This is a genomic window from Aeromicrobium jepli, assembly GCF_047246605.1.
Lineage (GTDB): Bacteria > Actinomycetota > Actinomycetes > Propionibacteriales > Nocardioidaceae > Aeromicrobium.
This window is the reverse complement of sequence record NZ_JBFOKO010000003.1, coordinates 58,382-79,151: the sequence shown is the minus strand read 5'-3', so window position 1 is coordinate 79,151 and position 20,770 is coordinate 58,382. Positions and strand designations below refer to the sequence as shown.

General features: G+C 64.2%; 19 protein-coding genes. 13 read left to right on the top strand and 6 right to left on the bottom strand.

Annotated features, from left to right (window positions below; all coding sequences use genetic code 11):
* Positions 1-8: 8 nt before the first annotated feature.
* The 11 genes from AB3M81_RS07080 (at position 9) to AB3M81_RS07030 (ending at position 11,698) form a co-directional block, all read left to right on the top strand.
* Positions 9-1,268: a type II secretion system F family protein gene (locus AB3M81_RS07080; RefSeq protein WP_412903226.1), complete on the top strand. Its 1,260-nt coding sequence runs from the start codon at positions 9-11 to the stop codon at positions 1,266-1,268.
* A 136-nt stretch (positions 1,269-1,404) separates the two neighbouring features.
* Positions 1,405-1,596, top strand: coding sequence for a hypothetical protein (locus AB3M81_RS07075; RefSeq protein WP_412903225.1), 192 nt, complete (start codon positions 1,405-1,407; stop codon positions 1,594-1,596).
* Positions 1,593-2,345, top strand: a complete 753-nt coding sequence (locus AB3M81_RS07070; protein ID WP_412903224.1) for a hypothetical protein — start codon at positions 1,593-1,595, stop codon at positions 2,343-2,345. Before AB3M81_RS07075 ends, AB3M81_RS07070 begins: the two co-directional genes overlap by 4 nt.
* On the top strand, positions 2,342-3,004 hold the full coding sequence (locus AB3M81_RS07065) for an RES family NAD+ phosphorylase (RefSeq protein WP_412903594.1): 663 nt from the start codon (positions 2,342-2,344) through the stop codon (positions 3,002-3,004). The genes AB3M81_RS07070 and AB3M81_RS07065 overlap by 4 nt, the downstream gene beginning before the upstream one ends.
* Before the next feature lie 240 nt (positions 3,005-3,244).
* Positions 3,245-3,688, top strand: coding sequence for a type II secretion system protein (locus AB3M81_RS07060; RefSeq protein ID WP_412903223.1), 444 nt, complete (start codon positions 3,245-3,247; stop codon positions 3,686-3,688).
* A gap of 185 nt (positions 3,689-3,873) precedes the next feature.
* Positions 3,874-4,350 carry a type II secretion system protein gene (locus AB3M81_RS07055; RefSeq protein WP_412903222.1) on the top strand — a complete coding sequence of 159 codons (477 nt, stop codon included), beginning with the start codon at positions 3,874-3,876 and terminating at the stop codon, positions 4,348-4,350.
* A 49-nt stretch (positions 4,351-4,399) separates the two neighbouring features.
* On the top strand, positions 4,400-4,876 hold the full coding sequence (locus AB3M81_RS07050) for a type IV pilin protein (protein ID WP_412903221.1): 477 nt from the start codon (positions 4,400-4,402) through the stop codon (positions 4,874-4,876).
* Complete coding sequence (locus AB3M81_RS07045) at positions 4,843-5,514, top strand: hypothetical protein (RefSeq protein ID WP_412903220.1); 672 nt, start codon at positions 4,843-4,845, stop codon at positions 5,512-5,514. The genes AB3M81_RS07050 and AB3M81_RS07045 overlap by 34 nt, the downstream gene beginning before the upstream one ends.
* Before the next feature lie 2 nt (positions 5,515-5,516).
* Positions 5,517-6,791 carry a hypothetical protein gene (locus AB3M81_RS07040; protein WP_412903219.1) on the top strand — a complete coding sequence of 425 codons (1,275 nt, stop codon included), beginning with the start codon at positions 5,517-5,519 and terminating at the stop codon, positions 6,789-6,791.
* Positions 6,792-6,838: 47 nt separating this feature from the next.
* Complete coding sequence (locus tag AB3M81_RS07035) at positions 6,839-10,642, top strand: phage tail protein (RefSeq protein WP_412903218.1); 3,804 nt, start codon at positions 6,839-6,841, stop codon at positions 10,640-10,642.
* Positions 10,643-10,711: 69 nt separating this feature from the next.
* Complete coding sequence (locus tag AB3M81_RS07030; RefSeq protein ID WP_412903217.1) at positions 10,712-11,698, top strand: hypothetical protein; 987 nt, start codon at positions 10,712-10,714, stop codon at positions 11,696-11,698.
* A gap of 336 nt (positions 11,699-12,034) precedes the next feature.
* Here the strand turns inward: AB3M81_RS07030 and ssb are convergent, their stop codons facing one another.
* From ssb to AB3M81_RS07010, 4 genes are all read right to left on the bottom strand, one after another.
* Positions 12,035-12,523 carry a single-stranded DNA-binding protein gene (gene ssb / locus AB3M81_RS07025; protein ID WP_412903216.1) on the bottom strand — a complete coding sequence of 163 codons (489 nt, stop codon included), beginning with the start codon at positions 12,521-12,523 and terminating at the stop codon, positions 12,035-12,037.
* Positions 12,524-12,650: 127 nt separating this feature from the next.
* A complete protein-coding gene (locus tag AB3M81_RS07020) occupies positions 12,651-12,989 on the bottom strand; it encodes a hypothetical protein (RefSeq protein ID WP_412903215.1) in 339 nt (112 codons plus the stop codon).
* 4 nt (positions 12,990-12,993) lie between these two features.
* Complete coding sequence (locus AB3M81_RS07015; RefSeq protein ID WP_412903214.1) at positions 12,994-13,587, bottom strand: exonuclease domain-containing protein; 594 nt, start codon at positions 13,585-13,587, stop codon at positions 12,994-12,996.
* 67 nt (positions 13,588-13,654) lie between these two features.
* Positions 13,655-14,245 carry an HNH endonuclease gene (locus AB3M81_RS07010; RefSeq protein ID WP_412903213.1) on the bottom strand — a complete coding sequence of 197 codons (591 nt, stop codon included), beginning with the start codon at positions 14,243-14,245 and terminating at the stop codon, positions 13,655-13,657.
* A gap of 66 nt (positions 14,246-14,311) precedes the next feature.
* On the opposite strand from AB3M81_RS07010, the gene AB3M81_RS07005 reads away from it, so the two are divergent.
* A complete protein-coding gene (locus AB3M81_RS07005) occupies positions 14,312-14,635 on the top strand; it encodes a hypothetical protein (protein ID WP_412903212.1) in 324 nt (107 codons plus the stop codon).
* Between the two features lie 67 nt (positions 14,636-14,702).
* Here the strand turns inward: AB3M81_RS07005 and AB3M81_RS07000 are convergent, their stop codons facing one another.
* The gene (locus AB3M81_RS07000) at positions 14,703-15,359 is read right to left on the bottom strand and encodes an aminoacyl-tRNA hydrolase (RefSeq protein WP_412903211.1); all 657 of its coding nucleotides are present in this window, start codon (positions 15,357-15,359) and stop codon (positions 14,703-14,705) included.
* On the bottom strand, positions 15,347-15,883 hold the full coding sequence (locus AB3M81_RS06995) for a hypothetical protein (protein ID WP_412903210.1): 537 nt from the start codon (positions 15,881-15,883) through the stop codon (positions 15,347-15,349). The genes AB3M81_RS07000 and AB3M81_RS06995 overlap by 13 nt, the downstream gene beginning before the upstream one ends.
* Before the next feature lie 273 nt (positions 15,884-16,156).
* Between AB3M81_RS06995 and dnaE the strand changes: the two genes are divergently transcribed.
* The gene (gene dnaE, locus AB3M81_RS06990) at positions 16,157-20,767 is read left to right on the top strand and encodes a DNA polymerase III subunit alpha (protein WP_412903209.1); all 4,611 of its coding nucleotides are present in this window, start codon (positions 16,157-16,159) and stop codon (positions 20,765-20,767) included.
* Positions 20,768-20,770 lie beyond the last annotated feature (3 nt).

Genomic DNA, 20,770 nt, shown 5'->3' with positions numbered 1-20,770 from the left:
GACACATCATGGCGAAAGAACAGGTCGTACTCACCGAGGAGTCCGCAGGCGACTTCAAGTGGAAGGCCCGCAACCCTGACGGGAAGGTCATCTCCGGCACCGCAACCGCAGGCAACGTCGGAGATGTCTCGCGGCACCTCATCGAGCGGGGCCTCATCCCGCTCAAGGTCCAGCAGGTCGACGGGTTCGGCATGGACACCGAGATCAGTTTGCGCAAGTCCGTCAAGCAGCGTTCTATCGTCGTCGCTACCCGCCAGATCGCGACGATGCTCGACTCGGGTTTGACGTATCTGCAGAGTCTCGACGTCGTGATCGAGGACTGCGAGGACCAGATCCTGCGCAACGCGTTGCAGGCGGTCCGTGAAGACGTCCGGCAGGGTTCGATGATGGCCGACGCGATGGCGCGTCAGCCTCAGGCGTTCCCGAGCATCGTCATCAACCTCATCGCCGCCGGTGAGGCGTCCGGTCAGGTCAAGGAAGCCATGACTCAGGTCGCCGACCAGTTGGACGCGCAGGATGCTCTGCGCGCCAAGGTCAAGAAGGCGATGATGTACCCGCTCGTGGTGTTCGTGCTCGCGCTCATCATCTTCATGGGCCTGATGCTGTTCCTCGTCCCGTCGTTCGCGAGCATGTACAGCGAACTGTCCTACGGTGAGGCGAAGTTGCCGAAGTTGACCATGATGGTCGTCGGCATCTCGAACTTCATGAAGAGTCCCGCGATGGGTGTCCTCGTGGCCGTCATCGTCGGCGGGCTCTGGTGGCTGCGCAAGAACAAGGACAAGGACCACGTTCGCGAGTACCTCGACCCGTTCAAGTTGAAGATGCCCGTCTTCGGGAAGTTGTTCCACAAGATCGCCCTCGCGCGGTTCTGCCGCACCCTGTCCGGCCTGCTGAACGCCGGTGTTTCCACGTTGGAGGCGCTCGAGATCACGTCCCGCACCGTCGGGAACGTCCGGTTGGAGCGGGCGACGTTGAACGCGATGGAGGCCCACCGTCAGGGTCGCACTCTGGTGGAGCCCCTGCGTGACGAGCCGTTGTTCCCGACGAACCTCATCACGATGGCTCAGGTCGGCGAGGATTCTGGCCGGATCGGCTACATGCTGGGTAAGGCGGCGGACATGTACGACCGCGACATCGACCAGATCACCGACAACATGAGCGCGCTCATCGAGCCGTTGTTCATGATGTTGATCGCTGGCATGGTCGGCACCACCGCCATCGCGATCTACCTGCCGTACTTCTCGATCGGCGACGTGATGGCCGAGTAGAATCGGCTACCCAGTGCATGTGGAAGCCCCGGAATCTCAACGAGTTTGAGGCCGGGGCTTCCGCCATGTGGTTGACCGGGTTGACGCTCAATGGGAGGATGGTTTCGGAACTCGAATCGCTGTGGGAGGAGCCCGGGTGAAGACCAGCACGATGATGAAGGTGGAGGCTTTCCGCGAGGTCGAGCGGGTGTCGCTGCTGTTGAAGCGCAAGCAGGAGGCCCTCGATGGGATGGTCGTCGCGGACGGCGATATGGCCGAGTACGTCGCAGCGACCGATGAGATCTCGGCCGAGTTCGAGGAGAAGGCCATCACAGCGGGGGTCCGATGACCAAGAAGGCCCCCAAGACGACCGGTAAGACGACCGGGTACTACACCAACAAGGCTCTCGCCCGCAAGGCCGCCGCCGCGACCGCTTACCGGAAGAAGGTCAGTGGTCGGTCACGCCTTTACGGAGCGAAGGGAGCCCACCCGACAACGCCGCAGGACGGGGCGGGGGTCAGTAAGACCCGGGCCCAAGCGAGGGATGAGAAGGCAGACCTGTTGTGGACCGGCGATCTGTCGCTGATCCTCACCGGGTCGGACAAGAACTTCCTGCGGGCCCTCGCTGCGGACATCGCCAAGCGTCGCTCCAAGGGCGCCCCCGTCGTCACCGACACGGGCACTCCCGAAGATCTCGCCGAACGAGCACTGTCCACCCTGCCGAAGCACTCTCGTCTCGCGGAGGACACCGGACCCTTCTACGACACGCCCTCCTTGAAGAAGTGGCTTGATGTATCGCGTCAGAGGCTCGACAACAGGGTCAAGGAGGGGACGCTCCTCATGTGTCTCACCTCAGACGGCAAGCGCGTCTACCCGGCGTGGCAGTTCAACCACAAGGGTGTCGTCATTCCCGGTATCGCCGAGGTCATCAAGACATTCCGGGACGTCGGCCTCGAACCCGGATGGGCCGTGGCGAAATGGCTCAACGTCCCGAACCCAGACCTCGGAGACGAGAAGGCCTCCAGCCTGCTGGCCGAAGGCAACGTTGACGCCGTGCTGACGGCGGCGCGTCGTGACGCTGAGAGGATGTCCCACTGAGCGCGACACCCGACCGGTCTGCAAGCCATCTCGGCCACCCGGCGCCCGGTTGCGGCAATCCCCCAGCATCCGATGCCCCTGCCGAAGCGTGGCGCGCCTACGTATACCGAGATGACAACAAGGAGACCGACCGGGGCTTGTGGCACTTCACCAGCGACACCGGAGGACGGTTCAACCTGCCGAAGCCCGACGGAACCTGCTACCTCGCGAACGACCCGGAGATCGCGTTGAGGGAACGGCTCGGACTCGATGCTGTGAATGAGTACATCGCACGCGACAAGTACGAGTACGAACTCGCGAAGCAGGTCGAGGTGTCCCGAGTGCCGATACCGAAGTCGAAGATGGCGGACATGTGCCATCGTGATGCTGTGAAGGTCAAGGGCCTCACTCGAGAGATCCATACCGGCCCGTACGAGGTGACGCAGGCGTGGGCGAAGCACTTCCGGTCCGAGGGTTTCGATGGAGTGATCTACGAACCGCGTCACACCATGTACTCGGATGACCGCTCCTATGCCTTGTTTGGCAAGTCGGGAGCGGCGCCGGAACTTCCTTCACCAGTTGAAACCCTCGACCTTGATGTCGTGCTCTCGCGTGCTGGCATCGAGGTTGAACCCGACCCGTCTGGCAACGATCTGGTGATGTCTGAGCCGCCGAACTAGTCGTGGAACGCGGTACGAGAAGGCCCCGAGGTTTGTAGTCCTTGGGGCCTTCTCTATGCCCTTTCGCCTAGCATTTGATGGAAGTTCAACGACGAATTTTCCCTGCAATTACAGTGTTCTGAGAAAAGTCTTGACATTTTTCGCCGGGTGTGCGTGGAAATCGTCGCATGTGTATCAGTAGGCAAAACCACTGGGGTTGCGCCAGCCCTTGACGGGGCATGTACACACAGGAGATTTCTCTTGAAGAACACCACGCGCGAGAGCGCACTCACCCGCATGCGGAACCTCGTCGCCAAGGACGGCGGCTTCACGCTGATCGAGGTGCTCGCGGTCATGGTCATCGTCGGCCTCCTCGCAGCCGTCGCCGTCCCGCAGATCAGCAAGTGGCGTGAGAAGGCTCACGTGACCGCGCTGACCACGGACGCGCGTTCGCTGTCGCAGGCCATCGAGGCCGAGTACGTCGACTCGGGCGCCTACCCGGCCGACGAGGATGCCGCGCTCGCCACCGGCGGCATCAAGAACGGTACGACCATCTCGGCGTACTCGCTGACCGACGCTGACGGCGCCGCTGCGGCTAACGCCGCGACCGCCGAGGGCTTCACGTTCACGCTGACCCACCCGAAGACCGACGTCACCGCGTCGTACTCCTCGGTCACCGGCAAGGTCACCAAGACCAACTCCTGATCGGAGATGGTCTGACCGGGCAACCGGTCACCAACCCGAAGCGCCCCACACTGGTTCGTCCGGTGTGGGGCGCTTCACTGTCTCCCCTGCCGATGAGCATGACGGTTCGCCGCATCTATCAGGGGATGACCCGAACACCAACGACGCGAAAGAGGACGGCCTTGCACCCCCGAGCGAACACCCCCGTGAGCCGCTTGCGAACCAAGATCGCACGCGACGGAGGTTTCGGCCTGCTCGAGATCCTCGGCGTCCTCCTGATCGTCGCCATCCTCGCGGCCGTCGCCATCCCGATCAACGGGCACTACAAGGAGAAGGCGCACGTCAAGGCGATGGAGTCCGAAGCGCGGTCCCTCTCCATCGTCATCGACGCGTTCACCGCCGAGCACGGCCAAGTCCCCAACAGTGCCGTCGGTTCGGCCGACAAGAGCCTGTGGACCATCCGCAAGAACGCCATCGTCGGACCCCCAGCCGTCGCCGCAGTGAGCGAGACCGCCAAGAAGAACGTCGGGTTCACCATCACCGGCTACCAGCGCCTCAACACCTCGGGCGTCTACACCGCCTCCAACGCAGCCGTCGGATACCGATTCCAGATCACCTACCCGGGCAAGACCACCAAGACCGTCTCCTACAACTCCGTGCTCGGAGGGTTGAACAAGTGGTGACGCTCCCCCTGTACGAATGTCCGTCCCGTTTCGACGCATATGGAGAAGCATGAGCAACCTGACCTCAGCCGTCATGAGCGGTCTCGAGCGCCTGCGGGCACGTCTGCGTGACGACCGAGGCTTCAACCTCGTCGAAGTTCTCACCGTCACCGTCATCCTCGGCGCCATCGTCGCCATCGCGGTCGCCCAGTACGGGAACCACAAGGAGAAGGCACACCTTCTCGCGTTGAAGTCCGACACCCGCCTCATCGCCCAGTCCTTCGAAATGGTGTACGCCGAGCAGAACGCCTACCCGACCGTCGTCGCCCCCACAGTCGACGCCAACGGCGGTGCAGCCATCGAACTGGCCAACGGCAGCCTCGACGCCTACGTGCCCATCTACTCCGTCCCGGTCACCCGCGGTGTCACCGTCACCGCCGTCGAACTCCTGCCCGGCGGAGAGGCCTTCACCGTCACCATGACCTCATCGGAGAACGCCAACCGGTCCATCACATGGGACTCCACGATCGGTGGATTCACCGGCTGAACTCGCCGCATATCAACACACGTCAGCGACAACAGGGCAAGGAACACATGAACGAGCAGCAGAACGCCACCCGACCGGCCCGCAGCCGGTTCGCGTTCCTGCGCTCCGACGACGGCGACATGCTCATGGAAGCGCTCGCCACCATGCTCATCGTCGCTCTGACCATCGCCGCGTTCAGCGTCGCGTTCGTCTCGGTCAATCAAACCCAGAACCGGATGCAGAAGAACGACATCGCCACACAAGCAGCCCGCGGCGTCGTCGAACACGCCAAGAGCGTCGACTGGGACATGCTCGGCTACCTGCCCACTGACGCCGGTTACGCCGCCACGTTCACCGACAAGGGCAACACCTACGAGACCGTGACCCTCAACCCCGCCGAAGTGGACCCCGAGGTGGATCGAGTAAAGCCCACCGAGGAAGTCACGATCCGCGGCACCAAGGTGAACATCCGCACCCACGTGCGTCGCGACGGCAACGGCAAGAGCCTGCTCATCTTCGCCCAGTACCGGGCCTCCGGATCCACCAAGACCAAGACCATGCGCGCCCATATCGCGCCAGACGCACGTTCACTGTCCGGCGCCAAGACCACCGGCGCAGCCGAACAGCCCGCCGACAACCACAAGTGGTGGGGAGACTAACCATGAACATCAACCACCTGCGCGCCCGACTCCGCGGCGACGACTCCGGGTACAGCATCATGATGGCTCTCGGCTTGCTCGTGCTGCTCGGGGCGACGTTCCTCGTCGTTCTCGGCGCGGCCACCAACCAGACGCTCCAATCACGTATCAACACCGAGACGATCTCCAACGAGCAGGGCAACGACGCAGCCATCCAGAACGCTCTGGACTTCCTCAACGACCGGATCAGCGACACGTCAGCCGTCCCGGTCGACGAGTGGCTCGTCAACAAGAACAGCGGGGGCGGTGTCGTCATCCCGACCGGCCCTGACAGTGCCCACAAGTTCACGCAGGGCAACACCAAGTACGAGTGGTATCTGACCGACAACGGCGACCACGCCATCGTTCACACGTCGGCCACGACCATGAAGCGGACCACCGAACGCGAGTACCGGATCGTCGGCAAGGGCGTATCCAGTTACCGCAACGGAACCGAGGGCAGCGTCTACAACGTGTCCCCTCTTGGCGCGTGGTCTGACGCGTTCGCCGTCGAACGGATCGACGGGACCGACCCGACGTTCGTCGTGAACGGCACCGTGGGTGTCTACTACAAGGAGACACTCAGCGGCAGCGCCATCACGGGGGCGGGACAGTTCAACCGGTACGACCGGCGCGCCGAAGTCACCAACCCCAAGAGCGACGTCAAGAACTTCCCATTCACTCTTGACCTGAACGGCAAGTACGCCCAGCCGACCGAAGCCGCCTGCCCTGTCACCCCGGGCCCCGGCTACCACAAGGGAATCTGGAAGGTCGGAGGGTTCGGTCAGTTCGACGGCAACGACACGTACACGGTCAACACTGCGGGCGGGTCCGTCGTCGAATGCCACCTCGGCGCCGACTTCCCCGCCGAGAAGACCCTCACCGTCACCGGTGGCGGCGTCTACACCGTGTACGTTCGCGACACCGGCAGCGTCAACCGTCTCGCAGGCAAGATCACCAGCGTCGGCACGAGCCAAGTGCACTTCATCTTCGAAGGTAGCCGCGGCGCCGAGAACGCCGGTCGTGACGTGGTGCTCGGCAACACCGTCGATGAAGTCGCCCAGACTGGCACGTTCATCTTCGCTCCCGAGTCCACCTGCCGTGCCGCTGACGAGGACCGTTACGCCGTGATCACCGGCTCGGTCGTCTGCAAGGACTTCGCTTCGTCGCGAGGTCTGCGCGTCACGCACGTCCAGCCGAAGGCCAGCCCCGGCGACGGCGCCAGCCACATGGTCTACTCCCTCGACTACCGAGAGTGAACAACGTGCCGCACACCGGCTGATTGTCGCCGCATATCTAAGGGCGGATGAACAACAAGGACGTGAGCACCCACATGAACACTCTCAAGACGCTGCGTCGCCGCGACGACGGCATGACGATGATCTCCACGCTGGCTGGTCTGGTCGTGGCGGGCATCGTGCTGACCGCGCTCGCCATCTTCTGGATCAACTCGAACCAGAACGCGAAGAACGTCACCGACGTGTCTGCGCAGGAGGCTGCAGGTCTGCGGGTGCTCAACAGCGCCGCCAAGGACATCAGCAACGCCGACCCCGTCGTGTACGCCGACGGTCAGACGGTCGTCGTGGACAACAAGAAGTCCGGCGGGAAGAACCGCGTCCGCATCCGACTCGACTCCACCGACCCGGAGAACCTCAAGATCGTTCGCGACGTGAACTCGTCCCCACCGTCGGGCTCGTACAACCCCTCGACTTCGTTCCCCACCAGTGGCGGCAACGTGAAGTCGAAGGTGCTCGCCGAGCGTGCGAAGAACAACGAGCCCCTGTTCACCTACTTCGACAAGAAGGGCAAGAAGTGGACGGCCGAAGCCGCAACCACCACGATCGCTCGCGTCGACATCAAGTTCAAGGCCGACGCCGGTAAGGGTTACGTCGAGTTGGAGACCAAGGCCGCCGTCCGTGCGGCGCTCGGCAACTCCGGTGAACCCGGCACCGCAGCCGCCTGCCTCATCGACCCGACCGGCAGCATCAACGGCTCGAACGACCCCGTGCTCACGTGGGACGGCGCCTCCACCGGAGCGAAGAACTACCGCATCGTGCGCGGCGGAACCGTCATCGGCACCGTGAACCACACCGGTCCGGGCACCCACACGTACACCGACACGAACGCAGCCGTGGGCGCGAACGTGTACGAGGTACAGCCCGTCAACGACGACGATGTCGTCAACACCACCTGCGCACCGATCGTCATCACCAAGACCATCGACCCGCCCGTCGTGTCGGGCCTGCTGTCCAGCGGCAACGCGAACATGACGATCCGTTGGGCCGAAGTTCCCGGCGCGACCGGATACCGGATCACCTATCAGGAAGTGGACCCCGCCTCGACCGCCTCCCCGAAGGCTGTCACAGGACCGGTCCGCACTCTGAACGTGACGACCGACAACGGCAGCGCGAGCACCGGCCACGGAAACTGGTGGTGGAGCAAGAGCGGCAGCACTCACAGTGCAGCGTTCGCGCCCGGACTTGGCAAGCAGTTCCGGTTCTCGGTGATCTCCCTCGCGAACTCCGGCAACTCGAAGACGTCGAACGAGTTCGACCTCATGAACGCGCCCGGCGTGTCCGGTAGCGTCTCTGCTGCGCCGAACAACTACTCGCGGAACCTCGTCGCCGTCGGCAAGAGCACCCACGAGGGTTACCGTATGCAGGCCTTCCGCGGAAAGACCGCTGAGGCGGCCGCTACTTCGACGAGCCCGCTCATCAACTACAACGACACCGCGAACGGCAACGCCAACGTGTCGATGAGCACCAGCATCGACCCCGGCGTCCAGAACGTCGACATCGGCCTGTGGTACCACAACCTCGTCGGCGGTACCGCTGACTCGGCGAACCCGAACCAGAAGTACCTCGGCTACTACTACTCGTACGACATCCGCAAGACGAACCGTGGCCCGCGTGTCGCCGCGGCTGGTCAGACCCTCGCACAGCAGGAGCAGACCGTCTTGGAAGGCGCTTCGGCGCCGCGCACGTCCGCGACCGCGTTGCAGTACCCCGCCGACCCCGACATCGAGGTTCGAGGCACTGAGCGTGCAGGCGTCGAGGACAACGACGGTTCGGCTGACGGCACTAACCTGATCGCGGTCACGAAGGACACCAGCCGCGCCGACTCGGACGCCGTTGTCGCGAAGTACTACAAGAACAACGGCGGCTGGGGCGACCGTATTCACGTCGTTAACGAGACCGGCCTGCCGTCGGACTGGACGAAGGTCTCCGGTGACGCTTCCTCGACCGATGACTGCACCGGTCCGGCCGGGACCGTCTGCATCTACGACGGAAGTACGTCCGATGCTCGCGGTGCGGTCAAGGCCGGAACCCGCTACTTCTACAAGGTGTACGCCGAGAACGCTACGGGCCAGTCGCCCGGCAACTGGACGACGAACACCGCCGACTACAAGGCCGCCTACCAGCGTCCCGCCCCGGTCGCGTTGGAGAACGTCATGTGGACGTTCTGGCAGACGCACAAGCGCCCGTCGCTCGACACGGCCGAGAACGCCAACGGGCAGGCCGAAGGCAACCGGTTCACCATGTCGTGGCACCTGCTCAACGACCGCAACGGTGACGGATGGCCCGAGACGCAGGAGGACCACCCTCAGGCGAACCAGAACAAGGATTACCTGTTCTGCGCCGAGAGCGACGCGAACTGCCGCTACATCGTCAAGCGGGACAACCGCGACGACAACACGGACGGCTTCGACCAGCAGCGCGCCGTCATCAAGGCGGGAACCGAGGACTACGCCAAGCGCACCCTCGAGGATTACGCCACCGGCTGGGGTACCCGTGACGTGTACGCCGTGCAGGCCTGCAACGCGGGCGGCTGCTCCTCGAACGCGACCAAGAACATCGACACCTACCCCGGCAACTTTACGGCCAGCGAGGACACCAGTGGTGAACTCGCCACCCGGATCGCCGAGAACTTCGCGGTCGGCTACACCGGACCTTCCGCGGTGGACGGAAAGGGAACGCTCGATTGGAGTGAGGCCGCGACCGGAACCATCGCCGACAAGACCAAGTTCACTCGCCCGGTCGGCGCGTCCGTCAACATGCTGTTCGAGCGGTTCCCGTGGGAAGAGGACTTCTGGGGTTACGGACCGCAGTGGGGCTTCTCGGAGTGGCAGAAGGGCACGTCCTCGACGACCCCGGCCCAGTTCCGTGCGAGCCCGAGCCGGATCTACCTGTGGAAGCAGACCGCGAGCAGCCGTTGGGATCCGTCGCTGACCCGCGTGAAGGAGTACACGAAGCGCACGCCTCCGCCGCGCATCGTCTACACCAGCAACGTGAACATGTGCTACTACAACACCGGCGGCACCAAGTACAACTCCGGCATCTTCGGCTCGCGCATGGAGGTCGGCGACCGTACCCACTCGCCGACGTTGAGCCCGTACGTCGGCACAGGCAAGTCGTCCTCGCTGCAGGTCCGCATGTCGAACGGCAACTCAGGCAGCGCAAGCAACTGGGACTACGCGGTCAACCGTCTGGAGTCGAGCCCGGACGCCACGTACAACTACACGTACAACCTGAACAACGGTCTCATCTGGCACTTCACCCCGACCGGTGGAGACTCGCAGACGGCGGCCGGGCGCAAGCAGGCCACGCAGACCGTCGACTACAAGATGTGGCTCGCTCAGCGGTACGTTCGTACGGCTCGTACGGTCACCCCGAACGAGTACGTCGCGTGGCGCGCCCAGAACCAGTGGACGACCCTTCCGACCGGTTACACCGGTGCGGTCACGACCGGTCGCACTTTCGGTGACAACAACACGCACATCGACGCGAAGTCCGGCACGTCGAACAGTTCGGAGTCGGTGTGCATCAACCCGTCGTTCGCGTACATCTACGAGGACGGCAACGGCAACAAGTACACCGAGAACGTCCTGCTGAACTCCAACTTGGAGATGCGATTCGGTCGTAGTTTCCAAGCGAAGATGAACACGCAGGGCATCCCTTCGCGCATCAACACCGCGAAGGTGGAGAACGCCTCGGGTTCGTACCTGCCGCCCGCGACCGTTCCGGAGAGCATCCGGGGTAAGCCGTTCGTGAAGGCGTACTACGAGTCTCTGTCGTACGTGGGCGGGAACTACTGGTACGTGAACAACTGATGTCGCCCGGCCCGAAAGCATAGAGATTCTATGGGAAAAAGACGCATCATCGCACTGCTAGCAGGCATCGTGGCCGTCACCGTGGCGGTCACGATGCTGCTCTCCGCAAACTCGGTCCGTGAGTCTCGTCAGGTCATCTCGGAGTTCACTGAGCAGGTCACTCCCCCGTCGACCAGCATGTCCCTGCTCGCTCCGGCCTCGCAGGACTGGTGGGAGGTCGCCAAGGCGATGGGTGACGCGAACAGCGGGATGAAGGACATCGACCTTCCCTCCGGCGCCACATGGGTGGGCTACTCCGAGGGCGCTTCGACGAACAAGCAGGCACGCGACTCGAAGATGTTGACCGTCTTCTACGCAGGTTTCGACTCGCATCGTGCCGCAGAGAACTATCTGCGGTCCGAGGCGATCACCGACGTTGGTGCCCGCGCTTCGGGTTCGGTGGTGGAGTTCGTTCCTGCGTACACGACGTTCAGCGACGAGTCCTTCCCGAAGAAGGCACCTCAGGTGGTGGATGCCCCGAGCGTCGCGGTGTGGACGATCAACTTCACGGAGCACTTCGAGCACCTCGAGTCGATCTCCCGATGGAAGTCTACGAAGGAGTTCTTCGAGGGGACGGGCCTGCGCGGCAGCAAGGAGAACCCCGTCGTGTGGACCGGCACCTCTGACGATCCGCGCGGAGTGTTCTCCGGTGACGTCAAGAACGCGTCTAAGTCGAACGTCATGAAGATGCTGTCTGCCGGGAACGATTCCGCGACACTCCTGTGTGACGAAGGGATGTGCGAGGAGAAGGTGCCCGGGTTGAACGGCCTGTCCTACGGGCGGACGTTCTTCTTCAAGGACAAGGACGGCCAGTTCGGTGACCGGCCAGCCGAAGCCGCCGATTCGCCGTTCAAGGACGACGGTGGTGTTTCGGTGGGGTTCGTGAACTGGGCCGTGCTGGCGTACACCGTCGCGAACACCGACACGGTCATCGCGTCGAACCCTCTCGGGTTCGATTTCATGGTGGACGGTTCGAAGATGAAGGTCGCGCCCGCGTGGGCTGACGACACGGACTGACCACGCAGAAGCCCCGTGGGGCCCGCTGACCCTGTTCCGGGGTTGGCGGGCCTTCGTCATGTCCGACGCTGTGTCGCGGCTGGTCTGTGCGTCTCGCGACGGTTTTCGCGGGTGTCGGTGGCCTCATGGACAACTTCTTGTCCATTTGATCATGTGAGTGTTCATCTGGGCAGGATGTTGTCCATGCGGGTGGGCCGTACCGGTGTCGTCTCGGTGCATACGGTCAACATGTTGACCGTCCCGAGCATCACGATCGTTGCTCGTGGCGAGGGAGCCCGTACATGCTGGAAGGCCCCCGCCGAAGCGAGGGCCTTCCAGTGGGTGTTGCCGTGTGGCTCAGAAGCCGTCCGTCGTGGTGACGGGAGCCTGCGCGACGGGCTGCGCGGGCGCGGCCTGCGGAGCCGGGGCGGCGAACTGCTGGGCCGTGGCACCCTGCGGCTGCGCCTGCGGGCGGGCGGAGCCACCGGCGGCGCGCTTGGTCACCGTGATGTCGGCGAAGCGCGGCGTGAAGCCCACGTGATCGACCTCCAACTGGATGTCGTTGCGGGTCTCGCCGTCCTTCTCCCACACGTTCGGGGTCAGGCGGCCGACGACGATGATCTGGTCGCCCTTCTTCGCGGAGTTCGCGAAGTGGACGCCGTAGTCACGCCAGATCGCGCCCGAGATGAACAGCGGGTCCAGATCGACCCACTCGTTCGCCTGCTTGTCGAAGCGACGCTGCGACTGCGCGATGCGGAAGTTGGTGACCGGGACGCCCGACGGGGTGACGCGGGTCTCCGGATCGGCGGTCAGGTTGCCGACGATGGTGAGAGTGTTCCCCTCCATGATGTACCTCTTTCTCGTGATAACTGTTGCGAGGGGTGATTCCCTCTTCTTTGGTGCAAGACCTCAGCCGTCGAAGGTTCGATCAGTAGTTGGTCTTGCAAGATCTATGCGTCTGCTCTCGCTGACATCACTCGTTGCCGTGGGCGCGGCCGATGGCCCGTTGCAGGTACGCGCGCACCACATCGAGGGACTCGTTGGGAGTCATGTCGGCCTTCGCGTGCAGCAGGGCGAGCAGCGACTCGATGAGTAGGAACGAAGCGGTCAGGTGATGCTCCGTCGGCGCTTTCGCGATGATCGTTCCCACGGCGTCCACGTCCACCTCGTGGGTGTAGCGGTGGATCTCGGTCAGCGCGGTGAGCAGGAGGAGAGCAGTCTGGTCTGGCGTGTCGGTCGCGTCGGCGAAGAACGCGGGGCCCTCGAACTCGTCATCGAGCGGGGGAAGGTCTCCGATGTCGATGCTCGTCATGGCCTCAGGCACCCACTCGCAGGTCGGCCGCAGCGGAGATGAACAGGTCACGGAACGCGCGGTACTCGGCGAGGTGACACTCGACGTCATCCATCGCCCGGTGGGTCTTGTCCTCGTTGACGCTGGTCAGATCGATGCCGGTCAGGTCGTGGAAGAGGATGCGGGAGTAGCCGATGTCGGAGGCGCGGCGAGGCGCTGGCTCGAGCAGGTTCATCAAGGCGGGCATGCCGGGGTTGAGGAACCGCGAGTCGTAGTGGGAGACACCTGAACCGGCCAACTTGGGCTTGTCGTTGATGTCGTAGTGGGCGAGCACGAGGTCGGCCAGATCGTTCGCGACGGTGGAGATGGCGGGCAGGGTGTCTGCGGCCATCCCGGCTTCGAGTTCGGCGATGAGACCGTTGGCCTTGTGCATGTCGTACACGAACTGGTTGGCGAGGAGTCGCTCCCAGTGCGCAGGGGTGGGCTTGATGAGCGAGCGGTACCGGAACAGTTCCTCGAGGTCTCGGTTCACGCCGATGCAGGCGATCTCCAGCAGGCCGTCGAGGTTCTCGTCCAGACCGGTCGCTTCGATGTCGGTGACCAAGAACTTGAGCGTCATACCGGAGCCAAGGCACTTACGACGCCGATTCTCGATCCGAACGCGATCTTTTCTGCGGCGGTCCACGTCAGACGGCCCCGTACTTCTCCCCCACGTCGGTCGGGACGTCCTCGGGGAAGTAGCGTCGGCGCCGCCGTTCGAGGCGGATCTTCTGCCAGATGGTGGGCACGTGGTTGGACTTGGCGATGTTGCACTTGGCGCACGCCCACACGAAGTTCGCCATCGAGGTGGCTCCTCCGAGAGAATGCGGGTAGAAGTGGTCGCCGTGCTCGCCGGGTCGCGGACACCTGAGCCACCACACCGATTCCATCTCGCAGCGGCCTTCGGCTCGGTCGGCGCCTTGCCTGCGCTGGTCCTTGGTGTACATGCGTTGCGGATCCTTGACGGTTCCGCCGATGTGGTCGGCGAGGAACGACACGAGCACCATGACCGTGATGACGGCTGCGGCGACGAGTGTGACCTTGGGTGCGAAGGTGAGGACGGCCCACAGGGCTGCGGTGCCTTCGGTGAGGGACGCGAGCGGTGTCCAGCCTTGGATGCCGCCACTGTCGACGCCGTTGTTGAACGCGACGATGACCGTGCCGACGGTCATGGAGAACAGGAGGGTTCCGATGAGCGTGAACACGGCGATCGTCTTGGCGGACGCGACCCGGTACATGGGTCAGAACATGCGACGACCCGGCCGTCAGATCGGGTCCGCGGCAGGTGCGGGTTTGGGTCTGGCATGACTCGAATCGACGGCAACACTCCCCTGCTCGACGACCCCGCGATGAGAGCGATCGGGTTCACCGACCACCGCGAGGGCTACTGGTACTGGTGCCGGGGCATCATGCCGGGCGTCACCTTGAACTTCACCATCAACAAGGAGACGGGCGACTACTCCGAACTGGTCATGGATGAGATGTTCGGCCAGCCGTACTTCTACGGCGCGACGACGTTCGAGGAGAAGATCGTGACGGCGGTCGATGCGATGCTCGCTGACCTGAACGCGCATGGTCTGACGCTCGCGGTGGACCACTCCCTCTACGGTGGCGCGAACGCCTCCTAGACCCCAAGACACGACGAAGCCCCTCACCCGCCTGTGAAGGACGGTGAGGGGCTTCGCTGTCGGTGGCTCAGTCCAGTGGCGGGAACGCCTTCTCCAACGGGACACCCACCGCGCAGAGCGTTCCGGGCTCCACCTCGGTCAGGCCCGCATCGTTGATCGCTACGGCACCGTCGAGGCCCGCCTTCTCGGCGAGCGTCTGCGCATCCACGAAATGCAGGTTCGGCAGCGAGTGACGAGGGAGCCGGTCCACGAGAGCGACGATCGCGTGCGCGGCCTGCGCTGCGGCCTTGCCAGTGGTGAGCGAGTCCAACACGAACACGGTCACCCACTTGTACCTGTCGCCGTCGATGGTCCCGGTGCGCTCGAAGTCGGTGCCGGACACCTGACCGCGCTTCATGATCGGATCGAACTCGTCGTACGTGGTCGGGAGCATCGCGACAGCGCGGGCGTCCTCGTACCGGAAGTCGATGACGGTGAACGAAGGGCTGTCACCATCGGGGCGATTCACGGTCTTGGCTCGCTTGGCGAGGACGTCCATGTCGCGGTGCTTCAACCGGCGGACCGTCTTGGTGAACCGGCCCGACATCCACTCGACGACGGCCGGGTGGTCGCGGTTGCCCTTCACGAGACGGAACGACGCACACATGGCCGCGTACACCGTCTCCTCGTGGTCGGCGCCTCGCTGCACGAAGATCGGCTGCACGAGTTCGTTCACTGCGTCCATGCCACGCCTTTCTGTCCGATGGTGATGGCGTCGTCGGAGCCGGACATCCAGTTGACGAACATCGAATCCATGAACGACAGGTTCGGCAGGTCGAACCGGGTCAGACGCGGCGACAGGGCGGCCATCAACTCGACGGCCGTGGCGAGCATCTCCGTTCGGGTGATGTCGTTCGCGATCAGGATGGTGCCCCGGTGGTCGGGCGTCTCGACGTTGTACAGGTCGCCCACCTCGACGAGTCCGGCGCCCGGGACGGCACGGGGACTGTCGGTGGGACGGGCCACGTACGCCTCGGCGCCCTTGTAGATGACGTGCGTGTCCGACACGGCAGCGCAGTTCACCGCGTACTGCTGGGTCGTCTCGATGGCCGACGTGGAGGATCCTCCCTCGACCCACTCGGTGGCCACCTCGGCGAGCATCAGGTCGTACGCCTGACGGTGCACGCCCATGATGGCGGCATAGATGGTGCGCGGCAGGTCGGGGCCGTACGCGAACACCTGCATGGTGGGCTTGGTTTGGCGTCTCATGACGGAGTAAGCCCCTGCGGCTACCTCGGCTCGATCCCGGGCGCGGACCGTTGAGTTCGTCACGACGCGACGCTACAGCCGCTCTGCTTCCTTCCTGCGATGACGGGCCCACGACCCGACAGACGATCGCTGCGATCGAACCCCTGACAGATTCGGGCTTGGGCGGTCCGTGACCACGACGGCGAACCCCTCACACCTGACATGCACGGCACGTCAGAGCGTGAGCCATTCCGCTTCCGACTCGATGTGCCTGAGCCCGGCCGCATAGAGGCCATGACGAATCAGACTGAGGGAACTACTTTGACCGAGAACACACAGCGCCGCGGCAACTTTGTCCACCTGCACACCCACACCGAGTACTCCTCCGGTGTCGACGGGTTGGGTCGAGTCATGGACGTGTTCGCTTCCGCCGCCGCTGACGGTCAGCCCGCAGCCGCACAGACCGACCACGGCAAGTTGACCGGCGCATGGTCGTGGAAGATGGCCGCCGCCAAGCACGGCCTCAAAGCCATCTACGGTGTCGAGGCGTACCTCGCCATCGGGTCACGGCACGAGAAGAACTCTCGCCTCGAAGACCGCGAGGACGCCGACACCGACTTCGACGAGGAACAGGTCGGCAAGGCCCAGCAGGACACCAAGGAAGTTCGCTACGAGCACCTGACCGTCCTCGCCCGGAACACGACCGGGTGGAAGAACCTCGTCAAGATGCAGAACGAGGCCCAGAACTCCTACTGGTACCACCCACGCATCGACTACGCCCTCCTCAAGGAGTACGGCGAAGGCCTCATCGTGTTGACCGGCTGCCTCGGTGGCCCGGTCGCGGGAAGGTTGAAGCACGTCCGTGGCGTGGACCCGGAGCAGGACGCCAAGTACATCGCCGAAGCGAAGGCCAACATCCGTGCCCTCATCGACGCCGTGGGCCGCGAGAACGTGTACGTCGAGATCATGGAGCACGGCATCGACGTCGAGGCTGACGTCCTGATGCGACTGATCGACATCGCGCACACGTGGACCGACGAGAACGGCAACCCCGACCCGCTCCCCCTCGTGGTCACCAACGACGCCCACTTCGTCGGCGCCGGAGACTGCGACGCGCACGACGCGTGGCTCGCGGTGAAGACCAAGACGGTCGTCGGGAACCAGAAGCGGTTCAAGTTCCACGGTGAGGGCTACCACCTGCGCACCGAGGCCGAGATGCGTGCACTCGGTGGTGTCGTGTTCGCCCGCGAAGCCGAGAAGTGGATCAAGTCGCATCTCGACTTCATCAGCGAGATCGACGAGTTCAAGGCCGCATACGAGACGGTCGCCACCCAGTGCGACCCCGAGGTGACCGGAAACCTCCGTCGAGGCATCGGCGTGAAGCAGTGGGTCGAAGCCGCCACCAGCCTGTACCCGGCCGCCGCTGACCTCATCAACGCGTGGTGGGACGAGGCGCGGGCCGACGCGTTCGCCAAGCGGATCCCGCAACTGGTGAACATCTGGAACGCAGCCTGCGACATGACCGTCACCATCGCCGACCGTTGCGACGACGAAGTGCTCGAGAGCCCCGGCACCCTCCTGCCCCAGTACCCCGTCCCGGAAGGGTTCGCCGACTCCAAGGCCTACCTGCACTCCCTGCTCGTCGAAGGTGCCGAGCGCCGGTACGGACGCGACGCCAACGGGATGCTCCCCCAAGACGTGCGTGAGCGTCTCGCGATGGAGTTCAAGACCGTCAACGACATGGGGTTCCCCGACTACTTCCTCATCGTGTGGGATCTGATCAACTGGGCCAACAGTGACCTCGGTCAGCCCGAGCCCGGGTTCCCGCGTGGACGTCCCGGCGGTAAGAAGCCCATCCTGACCGGCCCCGGCCGTGGTTCGGCGGCGGGTTCACTCATGGCGTACTGCCTCGACATCACCGACCTGTGCCCGCTCAAGTTCGACCTGCTGTTCGAGCGGTTCCTCGAGCCGGGCCGCGCCGACATGCCCGACATGGACCTTGACTTCGAGGCCGCCCGCCGTTGGGAGGTCCAGATGTACCTGACGTTGCGTTGGGGCATGAAGAACGTCGCCAAGATCGGCACGTTCCAGACCGCGAAGTCCAAGTCGGCCCTCGAAGACGCCGGGCGCGTGTACGAGTTGCAGGAGTCCACCACCCCGCTCAAGAAGTTGATCCCCGAGCAGGGCGGCAAGCCGCTCCCGTTCAAGGCGCTGCTGGACCCGGCCAACCCGATGGGTGCGGACTTCCGTGCCGCGTTGGAGAAGGCCGACGAGGAAGCCCGCGAGAAGGGCAACGAGCAGCACGACCTGCGCATGCTGTTGGAGACCGCCATCTTGTGGGAGGACACGGTCACCAACGAGGCCGTTCACGCGTGCGGCATGCTCGTCGCACCCATCGACCTGACCCAAGAGATCCCGTTGCGGTACGACCGGGCGAAGGACGCCCCGAAGGACGCTGACGGTAACCCGACCCAGCGCGTCACCCTGTGGGATTCCAAGCAGGTCGAGAAGTACGGCATGCTCAAGTTGGACGTCCTCGCGATCGACAACCTCGACTTCATGAGCAAGGCGTTCGAGTTCATCGAGATGACCACGGGCCGAGTCCTCACCATGAAGGGCATCCCCGAACCCGATTCGGGTGACCCGACCGTGGACGCCGTGTGGGAACTGCTCCAGTCCGGCAAGACCGCAGGCATCTTCCAGTTGGAGTCCGACGGCATGACCGGCCTCATCGAGCAGATGAGCGTCTCCACGTTCGAAGACCTCTCCGCCGCCGTGGCCCTGTTCCGTCCCGGCCCCCTGTCGGCCGACATGCACACCCGTTACGTGGAGCGCAAGGCCGGACGTGAACCGGTCGACTACGGCATCTTCACCAACGACCCCGCAGAGCAGGCCGCCATCGCGACCGTCCTCGACGAGACCTACGGCGTCTTCTGCTATCAGGAGCAGGTCATGCAGTTGGGTCTGGTCATGGCCGGATTCGACGCGGGACAGCGTTCCGCGCTGCGTCGCGCCATCGGCAAGAAGGACAAGGTCATGATGGCCGAGGTTGGTGAGAAGTTCCTCACCGGCTGCGAGCAGGAGTTCCGCGACGAGACCGGCAACCTGATCTCGATGCGGTTCTCCCGCGCGACCGCCGAACGCATGTGGGACTACTTCAAGGGGTCCGCAGACTACCTGTTCAACAAGTCCCACTCGGCCGCGTACGGCAAACTCGCCTACCACACCGCATGGTTGAAGGCGAACTACCCGATCGAGTACGGCGCCGCTATCTTGTCGGTCACGAACAAGGCCGAGAAGCGGTTCCGGGCCCTGCGCAACCTCGAATCCGAGGGTATCGAGGTGCTCCCGCCGGACGTGAACCTGTCGATGGCCGGTACCGCCCCGGAGATGGTGGACGGTAAGGCCACCGGCAAGATCCGTTTCGGTCTGACCGAGATTCGTGACGTCGGCGTCTCGGGTCTGCACGTGTACCGTGAGCGGGCCCGTGGCGGAGAATTCGAGAACCTCAACGACCTGATGCGTCGCGTCAAGTTGCCCGAGGTGGCTGAGCACACCGAGCAGGTCGTCGACACCGAGACGGGTGAGATCCTCGCCGAACCAGCAGGCAAGAAGTTGGGCATCACCGCCGTGGAGGCGCTCATCGAGTCCGGCGCGTGCGACCGGTTCGGCCCGCGTCTGGGTCTCATGCGTATCGCTCGCGCGTCGGCCGACATCGTGTTCGACGTGCCTGACAACGAGTGGCCCGTCGTGATGCGGTCGATGCTGCAGCGTCGTCGCCTGTCGATGGCGGTCGGCGAGCACCCGCTGGTCGCGGAGGCTGACTTCCTCGCCAAGTGGGTCACCCCGTCCGGATCGACCGACGACCGTGGCCGACCCCTGCACGGGGTCAAGCCGGTCCACATCGACGACTCGCTCGACAAGGGCACGCAGGTCGTCCTCGGGGTGGTGTCGCAGTTCGAGATCATCCAGAAGGCCAAGGGACGGTTCGCGTCGTTCAGCATCGAGGGCCCGAACGGCACCCTCGACGGCCGGGTCTGGTACGAGCGTCTCGCTCAGATGATCGACAACAACGAGTACCTGCCGCGTGTCGGTGACGTCGTGGCTGTGTCCGGCTGGATCAAGATTCGTGAGGTGGAGCGTGAAGTCGCGACCGATTCGGACGCGAACATCAACGCTGCCGACGCGGACGCTGTGGCGACGGTCACCGAGACGGTCATCCATCGTGAGATGTCCGCGTCCATGTTCTGGCCCATCGACATCCCGCACGAGACCGGTGACATCGGCGTGAACACGTTCGGTGGCGCGTTCGAGGTTCCCACGCCGTCTGGCGGCACCCTCCTGTTCGCTCTGGGTGCCCCTGAGACGCCCGAGACGCTCCCGGGGTCCGATTCCCCGGCGCTGGTCCCGTCGGTCGCTCACGCGGGCGCTGACGGCGGCTCCGTGGCTGTTCTGGACCGCCCGAAGACCGCTACGGCTGCCGTGTCGGTGACGTCGGCTCGTGCCGGTGACGACTTCGTGTGGGCGGGTTCGGCGGTCAACGGGTTCGGTGGTGCGGACTGCATCAGCAGCCTCGCCGGTCGAGTGATCCCTAAGGAGGTCACGACCGCGAAGGCCAAGCACTCGGTCAAGCGGACGGGACCGGCCCTGTACGTGAACGAGGCGAACCGGATCGTCGTGCTGATGCTCGACATGACCGGCCGTTCGGTGGAGCCGGAGGACGCCGAGTGCGACATGGTGGATGCCCTGACGGCGCTGCTGCGGGTGAACCCGTCCATCAACCTGCGAGAGGTCGCCGCCGGTGACCTCACGCTCGCCAAGCCCGACGAGAACGGCTGGATCCAGATTCCGGCCGACATGGGCAAGGTGGAGGCGCTCGTCGCCGAACACATGCTTCCGGTCTGATTC